Source organism: Parasphingorhabdus sp. W113 (assembly GCF_055693205.1).
Genome location: NZ_CM146328.1, coordinates 3,086,301 through 3,103,406, shown reverse-complemented (window position 1 = coordinate 3,103,406; position 17,106 = coordinate 3,086,301). Strand labels below are relative to the sequence as shown.

Genomic DNA, 17,106 nt, shown 5'->3' with positions numbered 1-17,106 from the left:
AACAAAAAAAGAGGCCGGTGTTGCCACCGACCTCCCAGGGAGAACTGTTTGAAAGCGGTTATTTCTGTTCCGCTTTCGCCGCCCGCTCGGCGTCGATCATTTTCTTGAACACCGTCCAGGTGGTTTCATTCTTGCGCGGATCATCGCCCGGTGGTGGCGTGGTATAGGCGGGATAGTTGAGCGCGATCTCGTCCTTGATCACCTTGGGCAGCTCATCATAGCTTTTCAGCTTGGCGCCCATCGCGTTGAACACCATCTGTCCCTGACGTCCGCGCATTTTCATCCATGGCATCCAGTCGGAAATGCGCACCCAGCTGATCGTCGGATAGGCGGTCGGGTTGCTGGTATCGAGCATCTCGTCGGCGAGGAAGGCAAAGTCGAAAATCTCCATCGCGTGATATTTGTTGCCGACATAGTCCTGATAATCGCCGGCCAGAACATTGTGATAAAAGAGCGGAACCTCAAACGGCATGAACATCCACTTGCCCTGCCGCCGCAGGGTTGAGATCTGATAGGGCTTGCCGTCCGCGCTATAAGGATAGTTGGGGCGGCTGTTGACCGGGTCATTGGCGATTTGCATCACATCGACCGTCTCGCCGGTCCATGGATTGTCCCATGTCCGCAGCACTTCATTGGTCTCGGGATCGAGATAGAACATCACTTCGCGGCTGACCTGGCGATAACCGACGCCGCGTTTGGGATCCTCGATTTGCACGCATTGGCGAATATTCATGCCCTCGCCGTTGAACAAATGGCGGTCCGGTTCGCCTTGCACCCGCGAATAGACTTTGCCCGACCAGTGATAGACGGCGGGGACGCCATCGGCTTCACCACATTGCGTCCGCTTCATGATTTCCAGCGCATCTTCGGGCTTTTTCGGGTCCAGCGTCCGGGCGTTAGCCGGCGTGCTGGCGAGAATCGTCAGGGCCAGTGCGGCGGCTGCGCTTTGTTTTAATAGGCTCTTCATCGTGAGTTTCTCCCTAAGGTTCGAAGACCGAATAATCTTGAATTATTTTCACTTTCTGGTTGACTTTAGATTTGTCCGGACAAATTGTGAAGGGGCAAAATCACTCTCAGCTATTTTTGGATGATATGACCGGTTTTACGAATTTTCTTTTTGTCCCTGCCAATCGCCCGGAGCGGTTCGAAAAAGCCGCTGCGAGCGGCGCAGATCTGATCTGTATCGATCTCGAGGACTCGGTTCCCGCGGATCACAAGGACAGCGCGCGCGAATCCGTGCTCGCAGCGCTCGCGCAAAGTGACCGGTCCCGGATGGCGATCAGGATCAACGGACTGAAAACCGCGGCTGGTCTTGCCGACCTCCTGGCACTGGCCAAAACCGAGTATCCCCCGGCGCTGGTTTTTCTGCCGATGGTGGAAAGCGCGGCCGAGATTGCTATTGCGCATAGCCTGTTGGGGGACCGGGTAGACGGTCTGATCCCGCTTATCGAGACGGTTCAGGGGTTGCGGCAAGGCGATGCCATTGCCGCCAGCGCAGGTGTTACCGGCATGATGTTTGGCGGTGGTGATTTCTCGGCCCAGCTCGGCACCAAACTCGAATGGGAACCGTTGCTGGCCGCACGGAGCGCGTTTATCTTATGCTGCGCATCGGCTGGTGTGACCGCGATCGACGTGCCCTATATTGATCTCAACAACGCCGATGGGCTGATCGACGAATGCGCGCGATGCAGGGCTTTGGGTTTTCACGCCAAGGCGGCGATCCACCCCAAACAGATAGCCGCTATTGCAAAGACCTTGCGACCGACCGAAGAAGAGGTGGCCGAAGCCAGGGAAGCCGTGCAGGCTTTCGACGCGGCGGGTGGCAAGGCGATTAGTCACAATGGCCGTATGTTAGAAGCGCCGGTTATGCAGCGTTATCGTCACATACTGGCTACCAGTTGAGAATCATAAGCGAATCAATCAATAAGGAACAGCATTATGCGTGATGGAGTCATTGAAGTCAGTCCTGGTCGTTTTCGGGAGACTTTCGGTCGATATTTTGAAGATTTCGAGCCGGGCCATATCTACGAACATCGTCCGGGTCGCACGATCACCGATACCGATAACGTGCATTTCACCCTGCTGACGATGAACACGCATCCTGCGCATTTTGACTATGAGTTCGCCAAGAAAACCGAATTCGGCAAGCCACTGGTCTGTTCGCCGCTCACGGTCGCGCTGATGGTCGGCATGAGCGTCTCGGATACCAGCCAGAAAGCGGTGGCCAATCTCGGCTGGGACAAGATCCGGCTCACTCACCCGCTGTTTCCGGGGGACACGCTTTATGCCGAGAGCGAAGTGCTGGAAAAGAGAGAATCATCATCACGGCCCGAGCAAGGCATCGTGACGGTGAAAACGATTGGCAAAAATCAGGACGGCAAGATTGTGTGCACATTTGAACGCACCATGCTGATCTGGAAGCGCGGATTTGGTGGCGCGGACGACTGAACGGATATCATTCCGATTCGTAATATTCAGGAGCAACGACAATGGCTACGGCTGCAGAAAACCACAATCAACCGATTGATGCAGAAGAAGAACAAGCGTTTATGGATGCGATCCAGAAATGGATCGACCGGTCGGTCAAGCCGGTGGTGATGGAACATGATCACGAGGACAAATGGCCCGAACAGCTGGTTGGCGAAATGGCCGATATGGGTTTGTTCGGCGCCACGATCGGGCAGGAATATGGCGGCCTTGGTCTGCCGGCCACCAGCTACGCCAAGATTGTTGCCGAAATTGCGTCGCACTGGATGGCGATTACCGGCATTTTCAATTCCCACCTGATCATGGCTTGCGCCGTGGAACGGTTCGGCACTGCGGAACAGAAAGCCAAATGGCTGCCGAAATTTGCCTCCGGCGAAATCCGCGGTGGCCTGGCCTTGACCGAGCCCAATGCGGGAACCGACTTGCAGGCTATTCGGACGACCGCGGTTAGAGATGGCGACGATTATGTCATCAATGGCACCAAGACGTGGATCTCCAATGGTATCAATGGCAGTTGTTTTGCGCTGCTGGTGAAAACCGACCCCAAGGCGGACCCCCGCTATAAGGGCATGAGCCTGATGATCGCGCCGAAAGGCGAGGGGTTCACCGTCGGCAAGAAGTTCAAGAAGCTGGGCTATAACGCGATTGACAGTGCCGAGCTGGTTTTTGACAATTACCGGATTCCGGCCGAAAATCTGATCGGTGGCGTCGAGGGGCAAGGGTTTTTCCAGGCCACGGGTGGTCTCGAACTCGGCCGGATCAACGTCGCTGCCCGCGGTGTCGGTCTGGCGGAAGGGTCGCTGCGGCTGGCGACGGAATATGCGCAGTTGCGCGAGACCATGGGCAAACCGATTGCTGACCATCAGGCGATCCAGCTCAAACTGGGCGAAATGGTCACCCGGGCCCGAGCGGCGCGCTTGCTGACGCTGGATGCCGCAGAGGCTTATGATCGCGGCGAACGCTGTGATCTCGAGGCGGGCATGGCGAAATATTTCGCCTCCGAAGCGGCGGTGCGCAATTCCGAGGAATCGATGCGCGTGCATGGCGGTTATGCCTATTCGAAGGAATATGAGATTGAACGCTATTATCGGGATTCCTTGCTGATGTGTATCGGCGAAGGCACCAACGAGATGCAGCGGATGATCATTTCCAAACAATGGGTCAAAAGGAATCCTGTGTGAGTCAGGCGAGGCAACCCCTAAAGGGCTTTCGCGTCCTTTCTGCGGAACAATATGGCGCCGGCCCTTACGGCACCATGTTTCTCGCGCAGCTGGGCGCGGAGGTCATCAAGATCGAGCCTCCCAGAGGCGGCGATACGGCGCGTCATGTCGGCCCCCATTGGCTGCGTGAGCAGGAAAGCCTCTATTTCCAGAGCTTCAATCTCAACAAGCGCTCGCTGACTCTCGATCTGAGGACCAGCGAGGGTCAGGATGTGTTGCACCGGCTGGCCAAGGATTCGCATGTCATGGCCAATAATCTGCGCGGCGATGTGCCGGACAAGATCGGCCTGAACTATGAGGCTTTGAAAGCGGTGAATCCGGCGATTGTCTGTGCCCATATCTCGGCTTACGGGCGCGGCAATGAGCGGTCAAAATGGCCGGGCTATGACTATCTGATGCAGGCCGAAGCCGGGTTTTGCTCGCTGACCGGCGAGCCTGACGGACCTCCGGTCCGGTTTGGATTGTCGATGGTCGATTTCATGACCGGCACAATGGCCGCCGTCGGATTGCTCGCGGCCTTGCTCGACGCGCAGCGCACCGGCAAAGGGTGCGATGTCGATGTCGATCTGCTGTCTGCGGCAATCCACCAGACCAGCTATCCGGCATTGTGGTATATGAACGAAGCCGATGCGACCGGTCGCGCGCCGCGCGGCGCGCATCCGTCCGCCACCCCCAGCCAGATGTTCAAGGCGGCTGACGGCTGGATGTTCGTGATGGCCCAATTGCCGAAATTCTGGACGATATTATGCGACCAGATTGGCCATCCCGAACTGATCACCGATCCGCGGTTCGACACCCCGGCCAACCGGCTCGACAATCGCGCCGCGCTGTCCGATATACTGGATCGAATTTTTGGCGCCGAGCCCGTCGTGCACTGGCTGGAAAAGCTGCAGGGCCTGATGCCGATCGCCCCGATTTATGATCTCGATCAGGCGCTCGACAATCCGTGGCTGGAAACGATCGGCATGCGCGACACGATCAGCCATCCCGACCGGCCGGACATGAACGTCTTGTCCAGTCCGATCAAGCTGGATGGCGAACGGCTCCCGAACCGGGCGGGACCGCTATTGGGTGCGGATAGCGATGCCATATTGGCGGAAGCCGGCTATGACAGCGATGCGATTGACGCATTGAAGGCAAAGGGTGTGGTCTGAACAGGCATGGCTAAACTGTCCGGTATCAAGGTTGTAGACCTCTCGCTTTTCCTGCCCGGGCCGATGCTCAGCATGATGATGGCCGACCATGGCGCCGATGTGATTAAGGTCGAACCGCCAGCTGGCGACCCGGCGCGTGGCATGGAGCCGATGGAAGCCGGGCAATCGGTCTGGTTTCGCAATCTCAATCGCGGCAAGCAGGCCATCGCGCTCGATCTGAAGTCGGAGGCAGGGCGGGCGCAACTCTGGGATCTGCTCGCCGATGCCGATGTCATGATCGAGGGCTTTCGTCCCGGCGTGATGAAACGGCTGGGCTATGATTATGACGCGGTTTCCGCGCGAAATCCGAAAATTGTCTATTGCTCGATTTCGGCCTTTGGTCAGGAAGGCGCGATGGCGCACCATCCCGCTCATGACATGGCGGTGCAGGCGCTCGCCGGATTTCTGTCGGTCAATGATGGCAGCGACGGCGCGCCGGTTGTGCCGGGCGTGCCTTCCGCTGATATGGCCGCAGGTCTCAATGGATTGTCCGCCGTCCTGATGGCGCTGATCGGCCGGGACCAGACCGGCAAGGGCGATTATGTCGACATCGCCATGTTCGATTCCATGCTGCCCTGGTGTGCTCATATTGCCGGGTCGGCGATCGCCGGCGGGCCGTCGCCCCATTCCCAGTCGCAACGCTCCCTCGGCGGCGCAGGCTTCTACAATGTCTACCGGACCAAAGATAACCAATATGTCGTTCTCGGCGGGCGGGAAGTGAAATTTGCGCGCAATCTGTTATCCGCGCTGGACCGGGCCGATCTGATCCCCTTGGCCGAAGCCGAAGCAGGCCCCGCGCAACAGCCGCTGATCGCCTTTCTGCGCGAGACTTTTCTCTCCAGGACCCGCGATGAGTGGGTGCAATGGTTTGCCGACAAGGATGTCGCTTTTTCGCCGGTGCTGGATTTTCGCGAAGCGCTGGATCAGGATTTTCTGCGCGAACGGGGGCTGCTTATCGAGGCGCACGGATCGCATCAGATCGGCCCCTCGTTCCGTTTTGCGTCGGAACAGGACTGGCAGGCGGGCGATGCACCGCTTCTGGAAAAGCCTGAATAATGGCCGGTTCAGTCGACCTCGATATGCATCGAATAGGCAAAGCGTTCGCCGGGGTGATAGCTCGCCGAAATCTCGAACATCCGGTCGCTCTGATCAAAATAGCAGCGCAATATGCGCAAGACCGGATCGCCCTTTTCAAGACCCAGCGCGGTCAGGATGGTCTTGGTGCCCTTGATCGCTTGGATATCCTGGGTGACGCGGGTGACGCTGACTTTGCCGAGCGTTTCAATCTGGCCGAACAAGGTGGTCGCATTGACATCAATCTGCGCGACCGCGTCGGCGAGATCGGGATGCACCCAGGCTTCGGTGACCGCGATCGGCCGCTTGCGTCCGGCTTTCATGCGGTTGCCGCGAAAGGCAAACCACTGGCCATCCGCCGTCGATCCGATCTGTTCGGCGACATCGGTCGGAATGACCGACGGCTTCAGCTGCTCAAAGCTGATCGTGGTATCGCGCGCATATTGCAGAATTTCACCGACATTGCTCAGCGGTTGATGCAGCGCACCGGCGCGGGCGGTCGCGGGCTGAACCACCGTGCCCGATCCCCGCTTGCGGGTGATCAACCCTTCGGAGGTCAGCTTGCGCAGCGCTTCGCGAACCGTGAAACGGCTGACATCATATTTCTTGCACAGCGTGGATTCGGTCGGAAAATCACCGGGATCGGAATAGTCGCCGCGCAACACCGCTTCACGCAGTTCGTCGGCCAGCTCCAGATAGCGCGGCTTTTTCTTCGCGGCGGTCTTGGATTGTGCAGGCGTCTTGGCCGCCAGATTCTGTTTCCCGGGCATGGCTTCGTCTTAGGACGGGTGCCGCTATGACGCAAGAGAGCCTGACCGAGAAATTGTCCGGACATCTGATGCGCCCGGTTGATGACGCGACCCGGCAGCGGGCGCGGTTGCATCTGCTGGACTGGCTCGGCTGCGTGGCGGGTGCGCGCAAGTCCGGACCTGCGCAGAAGAAACTGGGGGCGTATAGCAGCCGCACGGCGTGGCTCGGCAATGTGTTGGAGATGGATGATGTCCATCGCTCTGCGATCCTGCACCCCGGGCCGGTCATCTGGCCAGCCTTGGAAACGTCACCGGGGCCGCTGCCGGCTTTCCTCAATGCCGCGATACGCGGTTACGAAGCGATTATCGCGATCGGATCCACGTTCGATGACCGCCATTATGGCTTTTACCACAACAGCGCGACCGCGGGTCTGTTCGGGGCCGCGATTACCGGTCTGGGGGACGGCGGGGTTGATCGCGATAGGATGACCAACGCGATGGGTCTGGCCGGTAGCGTGGCAGGTGGTCTCTGGCAGATGCGCCATGAACAGTCGGACGCCAAACAATGGCATATCGCGCACGCGCATAGGACCGGCGTGGAAGCGAGCATGGCAGCCCAAGACGGTGCCGTCGGCCCCCGCTACATTCTCGAAGGGCCACAGGGTCTTTACGCCGCCACCTGCGAAAATCCCAAGCCGATGACCTTCCCGCAGCAATGGCGCATCCACGAAGTCAGCTTCAAGCCATGGGGCGCCTGCCGCCATGCCCATCCGGCGATCGATGCGGCGCTGTCGCTCAAGGAAAAACGCGGCGCGCTTGACGGCGTGATCCATGTCGAGACTTATGCCGATGCGATGGATTTCTGTGATCGGCCTGATCCGCAAAGCGTGATCGACGCCAAATTCTCGTTGCAGCACGCGGTGGCGGTCGTCGCCGCGCGCGGGGCGCCGCAGCTGGCAGACTTCGAGCCCGATGCCATCGCTGCGCTGGCAGCGGAGCGCAGCCGCGTCACGGTGGCGGAGGCCGGCGATATCTCGGCGCGTTACCCCGATCATTATGGCGCGCGGGTGACTTGCGGCGGTGACAATGTGGAACTGGTCGACACGCGCGGCGATCCCGAACGGCCGCTGTCGCAAACGGGGATCACCGACAAGGCCAGAGCGCTGATCGCCTGGGGCGGCCTGGCCGGCAAAGAGGCGGATCGGGCGGTGGATCTGGCGCTCAATGGCGATGAAACCGACGCCATTGCGCAGATGCTGCAGGACTGGCTGACATGAGTGCGACGGCGAAAATCCTCGATTTTGCCGCGGCCGATCATGTCCTGCCGGACAGCACGACGGCAGCCGTGCACCGCTTGTTTGGCGACAGTCTGGCCGGCGGTGCGGCCGGCGCGGCTTCTCCGGAAGCGCAGGCGATGATGAGTGCGGTGCGCGGATGGGGCGGCGGCGATGCGGCGCGCGCCTTGGGATTGTCCGATACGCTGCCGACGCCGTCTGCGGCCTGGTTTAACGGGTTTGCCATTCACTGCCTCGAGTGGGACGCGGTTCATGAACCGGCAGTAGTTCATGCCCTGTCGGTTGTTAGCGCGGCTTTGCTGGCCAGCGCGGACCGGATGGGCGGATGCGATGCGGACCGGTTTGTCGCGGCGCTGGCCGTCGGCGTCGATATTGCCAGCGGTCTGGGCGTGGCCGCCACCGGGGCGATGCAATTTTTCCGGCCGGCAACAGCCGGTGTGATCGGTGCCGCGCTCGCGGTGGCCCGGCTCGAGCAACTGCCGGCGGAAAAATTCGCTGATGTTCTTGGCCTGGCTTATTCCCAAGCAGCAGGCACGATGCAGGCGCATGTCGAGGCGTCTATTGCCTTGCCCCTGCAGATCGCAAATGCCAGCCGCGCGGCGATCACCGCCGTCGATCTCGCCCGCGCGGGCATGGATGGTCCGCATGATGCGCTGGAAGGGCCCTTTGGCTATTTCACGCTTATCGAACCGGGCACGCTGTCTGCCTATACCGACGGCATCGGATCGCGCTGGCTGATCGAACAGGTCAGTATTAAACCCTTCCCGTCCGGCCGGGCGAGCCATGGCATCCTGGGGGCGCTCGATGATCGGCTGCGCGATGGGACGCTTGACCCGGCCAGCGTCGAGTCGGTTGATGTGGCGGCGCCGCCGCTGATCCACCGGCTGGTTGGACGCCCCTATGACAGCGCCATGTCGCCGAGCTATGCCCGTCTCTGCCTCGCCTTTCTGGTGCCGTTGATGCTGCGGGACCGGATTATCGACCCGCGCTGTTTCACCGCCGCTGAATTTGCCAATCCGGCGCTGGCGCGGCTGGGCAAAAAGGTTGTTGTCCGGGTTGATGACAATCCCGATCATAACGCGCTTGCACCGCAGACGCTGACCGTGCGCCTGACCGATGGCCAGGAAATCGTGCAGATCATCCGCGACAATCTCGGTAGCCCCACGGCGCCGATGAGCGCTGCACAAACCCAGTCCAAACGCGATCTCGCGCGCAGTCTCGCGCAGCCCGATTGCGACCCGAGACTTTTCGATGACCCTTTTGCTTATGCGACGGAGCCCAAATGACCTTTCCGACCTATTTTGAAGCCTTTGATGCCAAACAGATGCTCGATCAATATCCGGTCGGGGACGCTTTTGTGGATCGCTATACCGGGATGTCACGCGATGCGCTTCATGCCATTCAGAACGCCCAGTTTATCAAGCTGATGGCGCGCGGGTGGGAGATCCCGTTCTATCAGCGGCTGTGGGGGGACAAGGGCATCGAGCCCGGCGACATTCAGGGACTCCGCGATATCACGAAACTGCCGGTCTATGACAAGACCGACCTGATGGCGTCGGTCAACGCCTATCCGCCCTATGGCGATTTTGACGGACGTGGTGACACACCGGTGGTGTTCCATACCACTTCGGGCACCACTGGCCGACCCCAGCCGCTGATGTTCGGTCCCAAGGGGCGCGAAATCACCAATTTGCTGGTCGGCCGCATGTATCGCTGGATGGGTCTGGGCCGCGATGATGTGGTGCAGTCAGTCTATGGTCATGGGATGATCAATGGCGGCCATTATATCCGGGAGGCGGTCACTCACTATACCAACGCGCTGTTCCTGTCGGCGGGAACCGGCATTGAAACGCGGTCGATCAACCAGGTCAATCTGATGGCCGATTTCGGCGTGACCTGTATGGTCGGCTTTGTCGATTATATCCGCAAACTGGCCGATACCGCCGCCGCCGAGGAACTGTTCGACAAGATCAACCTCAAAATGATTATCGGCCATCTCGGCACCGAAGACCGGGCGTCGACCGAAGCGGCCTGGCACGGCGCCAAGGCCTATGACTGGTATGGCGTCGGTGACACCGGTTCGATCGCCGGTGAAGGGCCGGAGCGGGACGGCATGTATGTCTGGGAAGACGCCCAATATCTCGAATTGCTCGATGTCGACAGCGGCGCACCGGTGGCCCCGGGGGAAACTGGCGACATTGTTGTCACCTGTCTGTTCAAGGACGATATCGCGCCCTGTATCCGGTTCAACACCCATGATATTACGGAAGAACGGACCGACAGCAATGCCACCGGCATGGTGTTCAAGCGAATCACCGGTTTCAAGGGGCGGAGCGACAATATGGTCAAACTGCGCGGGATCAACATCTTTCCGCATGCAATCGGTGCGATCATCGAGGACCGCAGTGATCTGACCGGCGAATATGTCTGCCATGTGGTGCGTGGTGCCGCAGGGCGCGACGAGATGCAGGTCACACTCGAAAGCCGCGCGGGATCCGATCAGTCCGAGCTGGCGGCGCTGCTGCGCAAAGGCATTGGTATCGAAGTCGGCGTCGCTGTGGTCGGGCCAGGCGACACCGCGAAAGACACGCAAATTGATACGCGGCAGAAACCCATCCGGCTGATCGATGAGCGCAATTTATGATCGACTGGGATGCCCTGGACGCGGCGAACAAGCCGTTAAACGCCTTTACCGATTTTGATCGCAAGGCAAACGGTGGTGCCGGCGCGCTGGCCGGGGTGACCGTTGGTATCAAGGCCAATATTGCCGTCCAGGATCTGCCCTGGACGGCGGGCTGTGAAATCTTCCGTCACCGCATCGCCGCGACCGACGCCGCTGTCGTCGCCAAATTGCGCGGCGCCGGCGCAATGATCATCGGCATGCTCAATATGGAAGAAGCGGCTTTGGGCGCCAAGACCGACAATCCGTGGTTTGGCAAAAGCTATAATCCGCATCGTTCGGGCTATACGCCGGGCGGATCATCAGGGGGCAGCGCGGCAGCCGTCGCAGCCGGATTATGTGATGTCGCATTGGGCACGGACACCATGGGATCGGTTCGGATACCGGCCGCTTATTGCGGGGTTTATGGGTTTAAACCGGCTCAGTCTGCCGTCAGTCAGGTCGGTCTGGAGCTGGCGGAGTCATCTTTGGATTGCATCGGGCCGCTGGCGCGCAATCTCGATCTGCTCGAAAAAGCGGCGCGGACAATCAGCGACTTTGGGGCGGACAAGGCGGTGACAGGATCGCTGGCAACGCTGGTGGAAACCGGCGTCGAATGCGAGCTGGAAGTGATCGAGAATTTCCGCGACATCATGCGCTGGGCGGGCGAAACGATCGCGGTTGCGCAGTTGCAAAGCCCCTTGTCTCGCATTCGCTTTGCCGGTTTTATCAAGACATCGAAATTCATGGCTGCGCATTTTGCCGATCAGGATCAACGCCAGCTATCCGAGGGCTTCCGAAAATTGCTGACCTATGGTCCGGCCCGCAAGGCAGAGGATTGGGCCGAGGATCAGAGGATATTGCAGCAGACCGCGGACACGATGCAGCAGCTGGTTGCGAAACACGGATTCTGCATTCTTCCGACTGCGCCACAAGGCGCCTTCCCGCAGAGCGAACCGGCTCCGGCCAATCAGGCGGATTATACATGTCTCGCCAATATTGCAGACCTTCCGGCGATCAGCATCCCTTCCGGTTTCAATGACGACGGGATGCCGTTAGGCTTGCAAATCATCTCGGCGAAAAGCTGCGAAGCGGATCTGTTTGACCTGGCGCGCAAGCTGGATGAAAAATTGTCCGGCTATCGCCGACCCGAACATTATCTGGAACTGCCATAGAGGAGAATATTATGCGTATCATCGTCCTGTTTAACCTGAAGGCTGGCGTCGATATTGGCGAATATGAAGAATGGGCGAAGACCCGGGATATTCCGACCGCCAGTGCCTTGTCCTCGGTGCAGTCATTCACCGTTCACAAGGCCACCGGCCTGTTCGGGTCGGAGGATCCATCGCCTTATGAATATTTCGAGATAATCGACATTTCGGGTCTCGATGAATTTGTCACCGACGTATCCGATCCCGCCTTTCAGGCCGCCGCGGCGCCGTTTCAGGACTATGCCGATAATCCCACCTTCATCCTGACCGAAGATCTCTGATGTCCAAAGCATCGGGTGCGAAATTTGCTGGCAAGACCATTGTCGTCACCGGCTCGGGCAAGGAAAAGGGACTCGGCCAGGGTATATTGCAACGCTTCGCCGACGAGGGCGCGCAATGTGTGGTGTCCGACCTGACCATTGATGGCGAGGCCGAAGGCGTGGCGGAAGAGCTGCGCGGGCGCGGCGCCGAAGTCGCCAATATCGCCTGCGATGTCAGCGACGCTGCGCAATGCCAGTCCCTGGTGGACCAGACGGTGGATCGCTTCGGTGCGGTGGATATTTTCGTTAACAATGCCGGGATCGGTTTCATGATGAAGCCGTTGCTCGAGGTTGTGCCCGAGGATTTTGCCACCGTCATCGGTGTGAATCTGAACGGGGCGTTCTATTGTACGCAGGCTGCCGCCAAGGCGATGGTCGCGGCTGGTAACGGGGGGCGGATCATCAATATTGCCTCGCAGGCGGCGAAAACCGGTTTTCCGCATCTGCCCGCTTATGTCAGTTCCAAACACGGGATGGTCGGCCTGACCCGCGCCAGCGCGGTCGAACTCGGCACCCACGGGATTACCGTCAACGCAATCTGCCCCAACCATGTCACCACGGCTCTGGGCGCAGAACAAAATGCCTATTTCTCGAAATTGCTCGGGTTTGAATCGGTCGAAGCCTATCTGGCGAATATGGCAGCGAAAAATCCGATGGGGCGGCCCGGCCTGCCGAGCGACACCGCCGCGGCCTGCGCCTGGCTCGCCAGCGAGGATGCCTTTTATGTGACCGGGGAAGCGTTGAATGTCTCTGGCGGCGAGGAAATGCATTAGTGAACCATTATGGCGGCTCTTGCCATTGCGGTGCGTTGGCGCTCGATTTCCGCAGCGAAAAGTCGCCTGCGGAGCTTGGCGCCAGGACCTGCCAATGTTCGTTTTGCCGGAAGCACGGGGCTTCGTGGACCGCGGATCCGCAGGGCCATGTCGTCATCAATCTGTCCGGTCCGGCTTCGCGCTACCGTTTCGGCACCAAGGCGGCCGATTTTCTGATATGCAGCCGCTGCGGTGTGGTCGGCGCCTGTGTTGGCGAGATGGAAGGCCGGTTGCTCGGCGTCGTGCGTGTCGACTGTCTCGACCAAAGCGCGGTTTTTCTGACGCAAGCGGCGCCGACGGATTTTGACGGCGAAATACTGGACTCGCGCCTCGACCGTCGCGCGAAAGGCTGGACACCGGCCAAGATCAAGGAAGACTATTGAAATGATGCAGGAAGAACGGATCGACTGGCCCGGCGGCGCCAAGATGGCGCTGAGTGTGGTCGTCAATGTGGAAGAAGGCAGCGAAATGACGATTGCGCGCGGCGATCGCGGGATGGAGCCGGTCGACGAGCTGGGCATCCATATCAAGTCGCCGATCCGCAATTTCGGCAATGAAAGCAACTATCTCTACGGGATCAAGGCGGGCGCTCCGCGGATCGTCAAATTGCTCCAGCAATATGACATCATGGCCAGCTGGACGGTCGCGGCGATGAGTCTCGAAAACCACCCGGACATTGCCCAGGCCATTGCCGAATTGGGGCATGAACCGGTTAGCCACGGCTATCGCTGGGTGCATCAGTTCAAGATGGATGAGGAAGCCGAGCGGGCGTTTATCCGCAAGGCTGTGGAGTCGATCGAGAAGACCACGGGAACCCGGCCTTATGGCTGGCTGTCACGTTATTTCCACACCGACAATACCCGCCGGTTGCTGATCGAGGAAGGGTTTGCCTATCATATGGATGATTATAGCGGTGACGTGCCGTTCTGGGATCGCGATACTGTGCGGGACAAGCCGCTCGCTATCGTGCCCTATCAGCTCGACAGCAACGACATGAAAATGTGGACCGACCCGGCGATGACACCGCAGAGCTGGCTCGACTATGCCAAGCATAATTTTGACCAGATCTACCGCGAAGGCGAGGCCGGCAATCCCAAGATGATGTCGCTCGGCCTGCACTTGCGGATCATTGGTCGGCCCGGCCGGATCTGGGCGCTCGAAGAATTTCTTAAGCATGTCCGGGCAAAGCCGGATGTCTGGATCACCACGCGCCACAAGATTGCGCAGCATCTCGCCGAAGTGGACCCGGCATGACGCTGCGGCTGGAGAAAAAGGACCAGCGCGCCCATCTGATCATCGATCGGCCGGACAAGCGCAATGCGTTCAACCAAGCGATGTGGGAGCTGCTGCCCGAGCTGCTCGCCGACGCGATGGCCGATGATGCCGTGCGGGTGTTGCTGGTCCATGCCAGCCATCTCGACAGCGCCTTTTGTGCCGGGGCGGATATCGGGGAATTTGCCAGCGGCTCGTCCGATCCCGGCTGGCGCGCGCGCAATCAGGCCGCGATCGGCAAGGTGCAGCACGACCTGGCGCAGGCGCGGAAACCGACCATTGCAATTATCGATGGCGACTGTGTCGGCGGCGGCTGTGGCATCGCGCTGGCCTGCGACATGCGGGTGGCGGGGCCCAATGCGCGCTTCGGGATCACGCCGTCAAAACTGGGCCTGGTCTATCCGCTGCACGATACCAAATTGCTTGTCGATCTGGTCGGGCCGTCACAGGCCAAACGAATCCTGTTCACCGGTCAGCTGTTGTCGGCGCAGGAAGCGCTGGCGATTGGCATGGTCACGACGCTGGTCAACGAACCCTATGTCGAGGCCGAGAAACTCGCGATGACCATGGCATCGGTATCCTCGCACAGCCAGATCATGAGCAAGGCGATCATCAGGCGCATCCTCGATGGGCAAGCCGATGATGATGACGAAACCCGGGCGCTGTTCGATGCCGCGTTTGAAAGTGACGACTTCAAGGAAGGCGTCAGCGCCTTTCTCGCGAAACGAAAGCCGGAATTCTAGACCAGAGACAATGCCGGCCATTGCCGGATAATCGGAGTGATCAATGACTCACAAATTGCAACATGGTTCGATACTTGGCGGCGTCGCGACCGTGCCCGATCTCGACGCGGCGCTGGCCGACTATCACGACGTGCTCGGCATGCGCATCGTGGCGCAGGGGCCGTTGTCCGCCGATCTGGCGCAGAGCTGGAACTGTCCCGATAGCGTCGGGGCACCGATGGCGGTCCTGCAACCGGTCAGTGATGCCGACTGCTATATCCGGCTGGTTGAACAGGCAGATCATCCCGATTTCAAGCCGACGACAACCTATGGCTGGGCCGCCTTTGAACTGACGGTGCAGGATGTGTTCGGCTGGCCGGACCGGCTGGAAGGCAGCGGTTTCGACATTATCGGACCGCCGAAGGAACTCGAGGGCCTGCCGTTTTTCGTGCCGATGCAGGTGCTCGGCACCGGCCGCGAAATGGTCTATCTCAACGAAGTACGCGAAGACACGCCATCCAGCGATCTGCCCAAGGCCCGGGCGCTGACCGATCATATCTTTATCGTCATTCTGGCCACGCCCGACCGCGAACAGACCGTGGCTTGGTATCGCGATATGCTGCACCTGACGGTCGGTGATACCTATACGCTGGAATATAGCATGATCAACGAAGCCTTTGGCAAGCCGGCGGGCACGGTGTCAGACCTGACCATGGTCCAGAATGACCGGTTGCCGATTGTCGAAGTGGATGATTATCCCGCTGAAGCCAGCGAACGGCCCCGCAATGCTGGCCGGTTGCCGCCGGGCAATGCGCTGGTCACGCTGGCGGTGAAGGATCTTGATGCGGTCGCGGCGTCATGGATTGCCGCGCCCCAAACGCGGGCGGCGGCCCCCTATCTCGGACGGCGCTCTGCGACGACTCTGGGCCTCGCCGGTGAGCTGCTGGAACTGGTTGAAATCGGCTAGCCGGCCGGCCGGTCCTCGGTCCGCAGGTCCGGCGCCTGATTGTCCATGTCGCGCCACAACCGCCAGGTGCCATCGGCGCCCTTCTTGTAGACCAGAAAAGACCGGCCCATCACGTCGATAACGGCGCCACTGGCGGGGGTGATGGTCATTCAGTATTTGGCGGTCAGATAGGCGCGGTCGCGATCGATGGTGATATCTTCATTGGCAAAGTCGATCCGCACCCGATTGCCGACCGCCTTGTTGCGGCCGAGAAACGCGAGAATGGCGTCGACCCCGATCTGCGGTTCGGAGCCATGCGCCATCAGCACCGCATCCGGCTCATACATCGCCCGCAGGCTGGCCGTATCGCCGGCTTCGAAAAAGCGTTTCCAGTGGCGGCCCCAGGCTTCGATCTGGGCGGTATCGCTCGCCGCTTGGGCCGCATGATGATCGGCGCGCGCGGGTGCCGCACCAGCGACCAGCGGCACGGTGGCTAAAGCGATAGCGGCGATCCCGCCGGTGATAATTTTCATGTCGCTACTCCGCCTCCTGCCGATGCTGTCCGGGTTGCCACTGATCGCTGGAGAACAGCGCGGATGCCGACTCAAACGGCTTGTCCTCCAGTGCCGTGGCGAGGCTGTCATTCCAGCGGTTGAGAAAGCCGAACATGCCGATGACCGCCATGATCTCGGTCATCTGGCGCGGGTCATAATGGGTGCCGAGCCGTTCAAACATCGCGTCGGTCACCGCGTTGGGCACCTGTCCGGCAGCAAAGGCGACGTCCAGCGCCGCCCGTTCCGCATCGCTGAACAGATCACTGGTCTGATAGTCCCAGACCGCAGCGATCTTGGCTTCATCCACCCCGAGATCGCGCGCGCCCAGGGTCGTGTGCGCCTTGCAATATTGGCAACCGGCGGCGGCGCTGACCACTGCCCCGATCAGCCGCTTCAGCTGATTGTCGATCGCGCTTTCGCCATAAATGACCGACACCATGCCGCGAAAGGCGTTCAGCAATTCCGGCCAGTGGGCCATGGTCAACACGCTGTTGGGAACATAACCCATCAGATTCTCCGAAAATTTGAGCGCCGTTTGCGTGTCTTCGGGCAGTTCGTCTATTTTCAGCGGGGCGATGCGTGTCATGGGCGG

The 17,106-nt window shown here is 59.9% G+C and carries 20 protein-coding genes; 15 read left to right on the top strand and 5 right to left on the bottom strand.

Annotated elements, in window-relative coordinates; all coding sequences use genetic code 11:
- Positions 1-58: 58 nt before the first annotated feature.
- Positions 59-967 (bottom strand): DUF1838 family protein, encoded by a 909-nt coding sequence (locus ACZ1GS_RS15010; protein ID WP_472695976.1) that lies wholly within the window; start codon positions 965-967, stop codon positions 59-61.
- 125 nt (positions 968-1,092) lie between these two features.
- On the opposite strand from ACZ1GS_RS15010, the gene ACZ1GS_RS15005 reads away from it, so the two are divergent.
- From ACZ1GS_RS15005 to ACZ1GS_RS14985, 5 genes are read left to right on the top strand one after another with little or no spacing between them, the layout of a single operon-like run.
- On the top strand, positions 1,093-1,902 hold the full coding sequence (locus ACZ1GS_RS15005; RefSeq protein ID WP_472695975.1) for an HpcH/HpaI aldolase/citrate lyase family protein: 810 nt from the start codon (positions 1,093-1,095) through the stop codon (positions 1,900-1,902).
- Between the two features lie 36 nt (positions 1,903-1,938).
- A complete protein-coding gene (locus ACZ1GS_RS15000) occupies positions 1,939-2,448 on the top strand; it encodes a MaoC family dehydratase (protein WP_472695974.1) in 510 nt (169 codons plus the stop codon).
- Positions 2,449-2,489: 41 nt separating this feature from the next.
- On the top strand, positions 2,490-3,668 hold the full coding sequence (locus ACZ1GS_RS14995; protein WP_472695973.1) for an acyl-CoA dehydrogenase family protein: 1,179 nt from the start codon (positions 2,490-2,492) through the stop codon (positions 3,666-3,668).
- Positions 3,665-4,861: a CaiB/BaiF CoA transferase family protein gene (locus ACZ1GS_RS14990; RefSeq protein WP_472695972.1), complete on the top strand. Its 1,197-nt coding sequence runs from the start codon at positions 3,665-3,667 to the stop codon at positions 4,859-4,861. The genes ACZ1GS_RS14995 and ACZ1GS_RS14990 overlap by 4 nt, the downstream gene beginning before the upstream one ends.
- 6 nt (positions 4,862-4,867) lie before the next feature.
- Complete coding sequence (locus tag ACZ1GS_RS14985; protein ID WP_472695971.1) at positions 4,868-5,956, top strand: CaiB/BaiF CoA transferase family protein; 1,089 nt, start codon at positions 4,868-4,870, stop codon at positions 5,954-5,956.
- 8 nt (positions 5,957-5,964) lie between these two features.
- On the opposite strand, the gene ACZ1GS_RS14980 is transcribed toward ACZ1GS_RS14985, so the two are convergent.
- Complete coding sequence (locus ACZ1GS_RS14980) at positions 5,965-6,744, bottom strand: GntR family transcriptional regulator (protein ID WP_472695970.1); 780 nt, start codon at positions 6,742-6,744, stop codon at positions 5,965-5,967.
- Between the two features lie 26 nt (positions 6,745-6,770).
- Between ACZ1GS_RS14980 and ACZ1GS_RS14975 the strand changes: the two genes are divergently transcribed.
- From ACZ1GS_RS14975 to ACZ1GS_RS14930, 10 genes are read left to right on the top strand one after another with little or no spacing between them, the layout of a single operon-like run.
- On the top strand, positions 6,771-8,000 hold the full coding sequence (locus tag ACZ1GS_RS14975; RefSeq protein ID WP_472695969.1) for an MmgE/PrpD family protein: 1,230 nt from the start codon (positions 6,771-6,773) through the stop codon (positions 7,998-8,000).
- Entirely contained in the window at positions 7,997-9,304 is a 1,308-nt protein-coding gene (locus ACZ1GS_RS14970) for an MmgE/PrpD family protein (RefSeq protein WP_472695968.1), read from the top strand. The genes ACZ1GS_RS14975 and ACZ1GS_RS14970 overlap by 4 nt, the downstream gene beginning before the upstream one ends.
- Positions 9,301-10,662 carry a phenylacetate--CoA ligase family protein gene (locus ACZ1GS_RS14965; RefSeq protein ID WP_472695967.1) on the top strand — a complete coding sequence of 454 codons (1,362 nt, stop codon included), beginning with the start codon at positions 9,301-9,303 and terminating at the stop codon, positions 10,660-10,662. The genes ACZ1GS_RS14970 and ACZ1GS_RS14965 overlap by 4 nt, the downstream gene beginning before the upstream one ends.
- Entirely contained in the window at positions 10,659-11,852 is a 1,194-nt protein-coding gene (locus tag ACZ1GS_RS14960) for an amidase (RefSeq protein WP_472695966.1), read from the top strand. The genes ACZ1GS_RS14965 and ACZ1GS_RS14960 overlap by 4 nt, the downstream gene beginning before the upstream one ends.
- Before the next feature lie 11 nt (positions 11,853-11,863).
- Positions 11,864-12,169 carry an REDY-like protein HapK gene (locus tag ACZ1GS_RS14955; protein WP_472695965.1) on the top strand — a complete coding sequence of 102 codons (306 nt, stop codon included), beginning with the start codon at positions 11,864-11,866 and terminating at the stop codon, positions 12,167-12,169.
- A complete protein-coding gene (locus ACZ1GS_RS14950) occupies positions 12,169-12,981 on the top strand; it encodes an SDR family NAD(P)-dependent oxidoreductase (RefSeq protein WP_472695964.1) in 813 nt (270 codons plus the stop codon). Before ACZ1GS_RS14955 ends, ACZ1GS_RS14950 begins: the two co-directional genes overlap by 1 nt.
- Positions 12,981-13,403: a GFA family protein gene (locus ACZ1GS_RS14945; protein WP_472695963.1), complete on the top strand. Its 423-nt coding sequence runs from the start codon at positions 12,981-12,983 to the stop codon at positions 13,401-13,403. The genes ACZ1GS_RS14950 and ACZ1GS_RS14945 overlap by 1 nt, the downstream gene beginning before the upstream one ends.
- Before the next feature lies 1 nt (position 13,404).
- Entirely contained in the window at positions 13,405-14,274 is an 870-nt protein-coding gene (locus ACZ1GS_RS14940) for a polysaccharide deacetylase family protein (RefSeq protein WP_472695962.1), read from the top strand.
- Positions 14,271-15,035, top strand: coding sequence for an enoyl-CoA hydratase/isomerase family protein (locus ACZ1GS_RS14935; RefSeq protein ID WP_472695961.1), 765 nt, complete (start codon positions 14,271-14,273; stop codon positions 15,033-15,035). The genes ACZ1GS_RS14940 and ACZ1GS_RS14935 overlap by 4 nt, the downstream gene beginning before the upstream one ends.
- Positions 15,036-15,078: 43 nt before the next feature.
- Positions 15,079-15,981 carry a VOC family protein gene (locus tag ACZ1GS_RS14930; protein WP_472695960.1) on the top strand — a complete coding sequence of 301 codons (903 nt, stop codon included), beginning with the start codon at positions 15,079-15,081 and terminating at the stop codon, positions 15,979-15,981.
- Here the strand turns inward: ACZ1GS_RS14930 and ACZ1GS_RS14925 are convergent.
- The 3 genes from ACZ1GS_RS14925 to ACZ1GS_RS14915 are packed head-to-tail and all read right to left on the bottom strand — an operon-like array spanning position 15,978 to position 17,100.
- Complete coding sequence (locus ACZ1GS_RS14925) at positions 15,978-16,130, bottom strand: hypothetical protein (RefSeq protein WP_472695959.1); 153 nt, start codon at positions 16,128-16,130, stop codon at positions 15,978-15,980. The genes ACZ1GS_RS14930 and ACZ1GS_RS14925 overlap by 4 nt on opposite strands.
- Entirely contained in the window at positions 16,131-16,493 is a 363-nt protein-coding gene (locus ACZ1GS_RS14920; protein ID WP_472695958.1) for a YybH family protein, read from the bottom strand.
- A gap of 4 nt (positions 16,494-16,497) precedes the next feature.
- Positions 16,498-17,100: a carboxymuconolactone decarboxylase family protein gene (locus ACZ1GS_RS14915; protein WP_472695957.1), complete on the bottom strand. Its 603-nt coding sequence runs from the start codon at positions 17,098-17,100 to the stop codon at positions 16,498-16,500.
- Positions 17,101-17,106: the final 6 nt, after the last annotated feature.

Coding starts and splice junctions, on each gene's coding strand:
- ACZ1GS_RS15010 (WP_472695976.1), bottom strand. CDS start 967: ATGAAGAGCCTATTAAAACAAAGCGCAGCCGCCGCACTGGCCCTGACG.
- ACZ1GS_RS15005 (WP_472695975.1), top strand. CDS start 1,093: ATGACCGGTTTTACGAATTTTCTTTTTGTCCCTGCCAATCGCCCGGAG.
- ACZ1GS_RS15000 (WP_472695974.1), top strand. CDS start 1,939: ATGCGTGATGGAGTCATTGAAGTCAGTCCTGGTCGTTTTCGGGAGACT.
- ACZ1GS_RS14995 (WP_472695973.1), top strand. CDS start 2,490: ATGGCTACGGCTGCAGAAAACCACAATCAACCGATTGATGCAGAAGAA.
- ACZ1GS_RS14985 (WP_472695971.1), top strand. CDS start 4,868: ATGGCTAAACTGTCCGGTATCAAGGTTGTAGACCTCTCGCTTTTCCTG.
- ACZ1GS_RS14980 (WP_472695970.1), bottom strand. CDS start 6,744: ATGCCCGGGAAACAGAATCTGGCGGCCAAGACGCCTGCACAATCCAAG.
- ACZ1GS_RS14975 (WP_472695969.1), top strand. CDS start 6,771: ATGACGCAAGAGAGCCTGACCGAGAAATTGTCCGGACATCTGATGCGC.
- ACZ1GS_RS14970 (WP_472695968.1), top strand. CDS start 7,997: ATGAGTGCGACGGCGAAAATCCTCGATTTTGCCGCGGCCGATCATGTC.
- ACZ1GS_RS14965 (WP_472695967.1), top strand. CDS start 9,301: ATGACCTTTCCGACCTATTTTGAAGCCTTTGATGCCAAACAGATGCTC.
- ACZ1GS_RS14960 (WP_472695966.1), top strand. CDS start 10,659: ATGATCGACTGGGATGCCCTGGACGCGGCGAACAAGCCGTTAAACGCC.
- ACZ1GS_RS14955 (WP_472695965.1), top strand. CDS start 11,864: ATGCGTATCATCGTCCTGTTTAACCTGAAGGCTGGCGTCGATATTGGC.
- ACZ1GS_RS14950 (WP_472695964.1), top strand. CDS start 12,169: ATGTCCAAAGCATCGGGTGCGAAATTTGCTGGCAAGACCATTGTCGTC.
- ACZ1GS_RS14940 (WP_472695962.1), top strand. CDS start 13,405: ATGATGCAGGAAGAACGGATCGACTGGCCCGGCGGCGCCAAGATGGCG.
- ACZ1GS_RS14935 (WP_472695961.1), top strand. CDS start 14,271: ATGACGCTGCGGCTGGAGAAAAAGGACCAGCGCGCCCATCTGATCATC.
- ACZ1GS_RS14930 (WP_472695960.1), top strand. CDS start 15,079: ATGACTCACAAATTGCAACATGGTTCGATACTTGGCGGCGTCGCGACC.
- ACZ1GS_RS14925 (WP_472695959.1), bottom strand. CDS start 16,130: ATGACCATCACCCCCGCCAGTGGCGCCGTTATCGACGTGATGGGCCGG.
- ACZ1GS_RS14920 (WP_472695958.1), bottom strand. CDS start 16,493: ATGAAAATTATCACCGGCGGGATCGCCGCTATCGCTTTAGCCACCGTG.
- ACZ1GS_RS14915 (WP_472695957.1), bottom strand. CDS start 17,100: ATGACACGCATCGCCCCGCTGAAAATAGACGAACTGCCCGAAGACACG.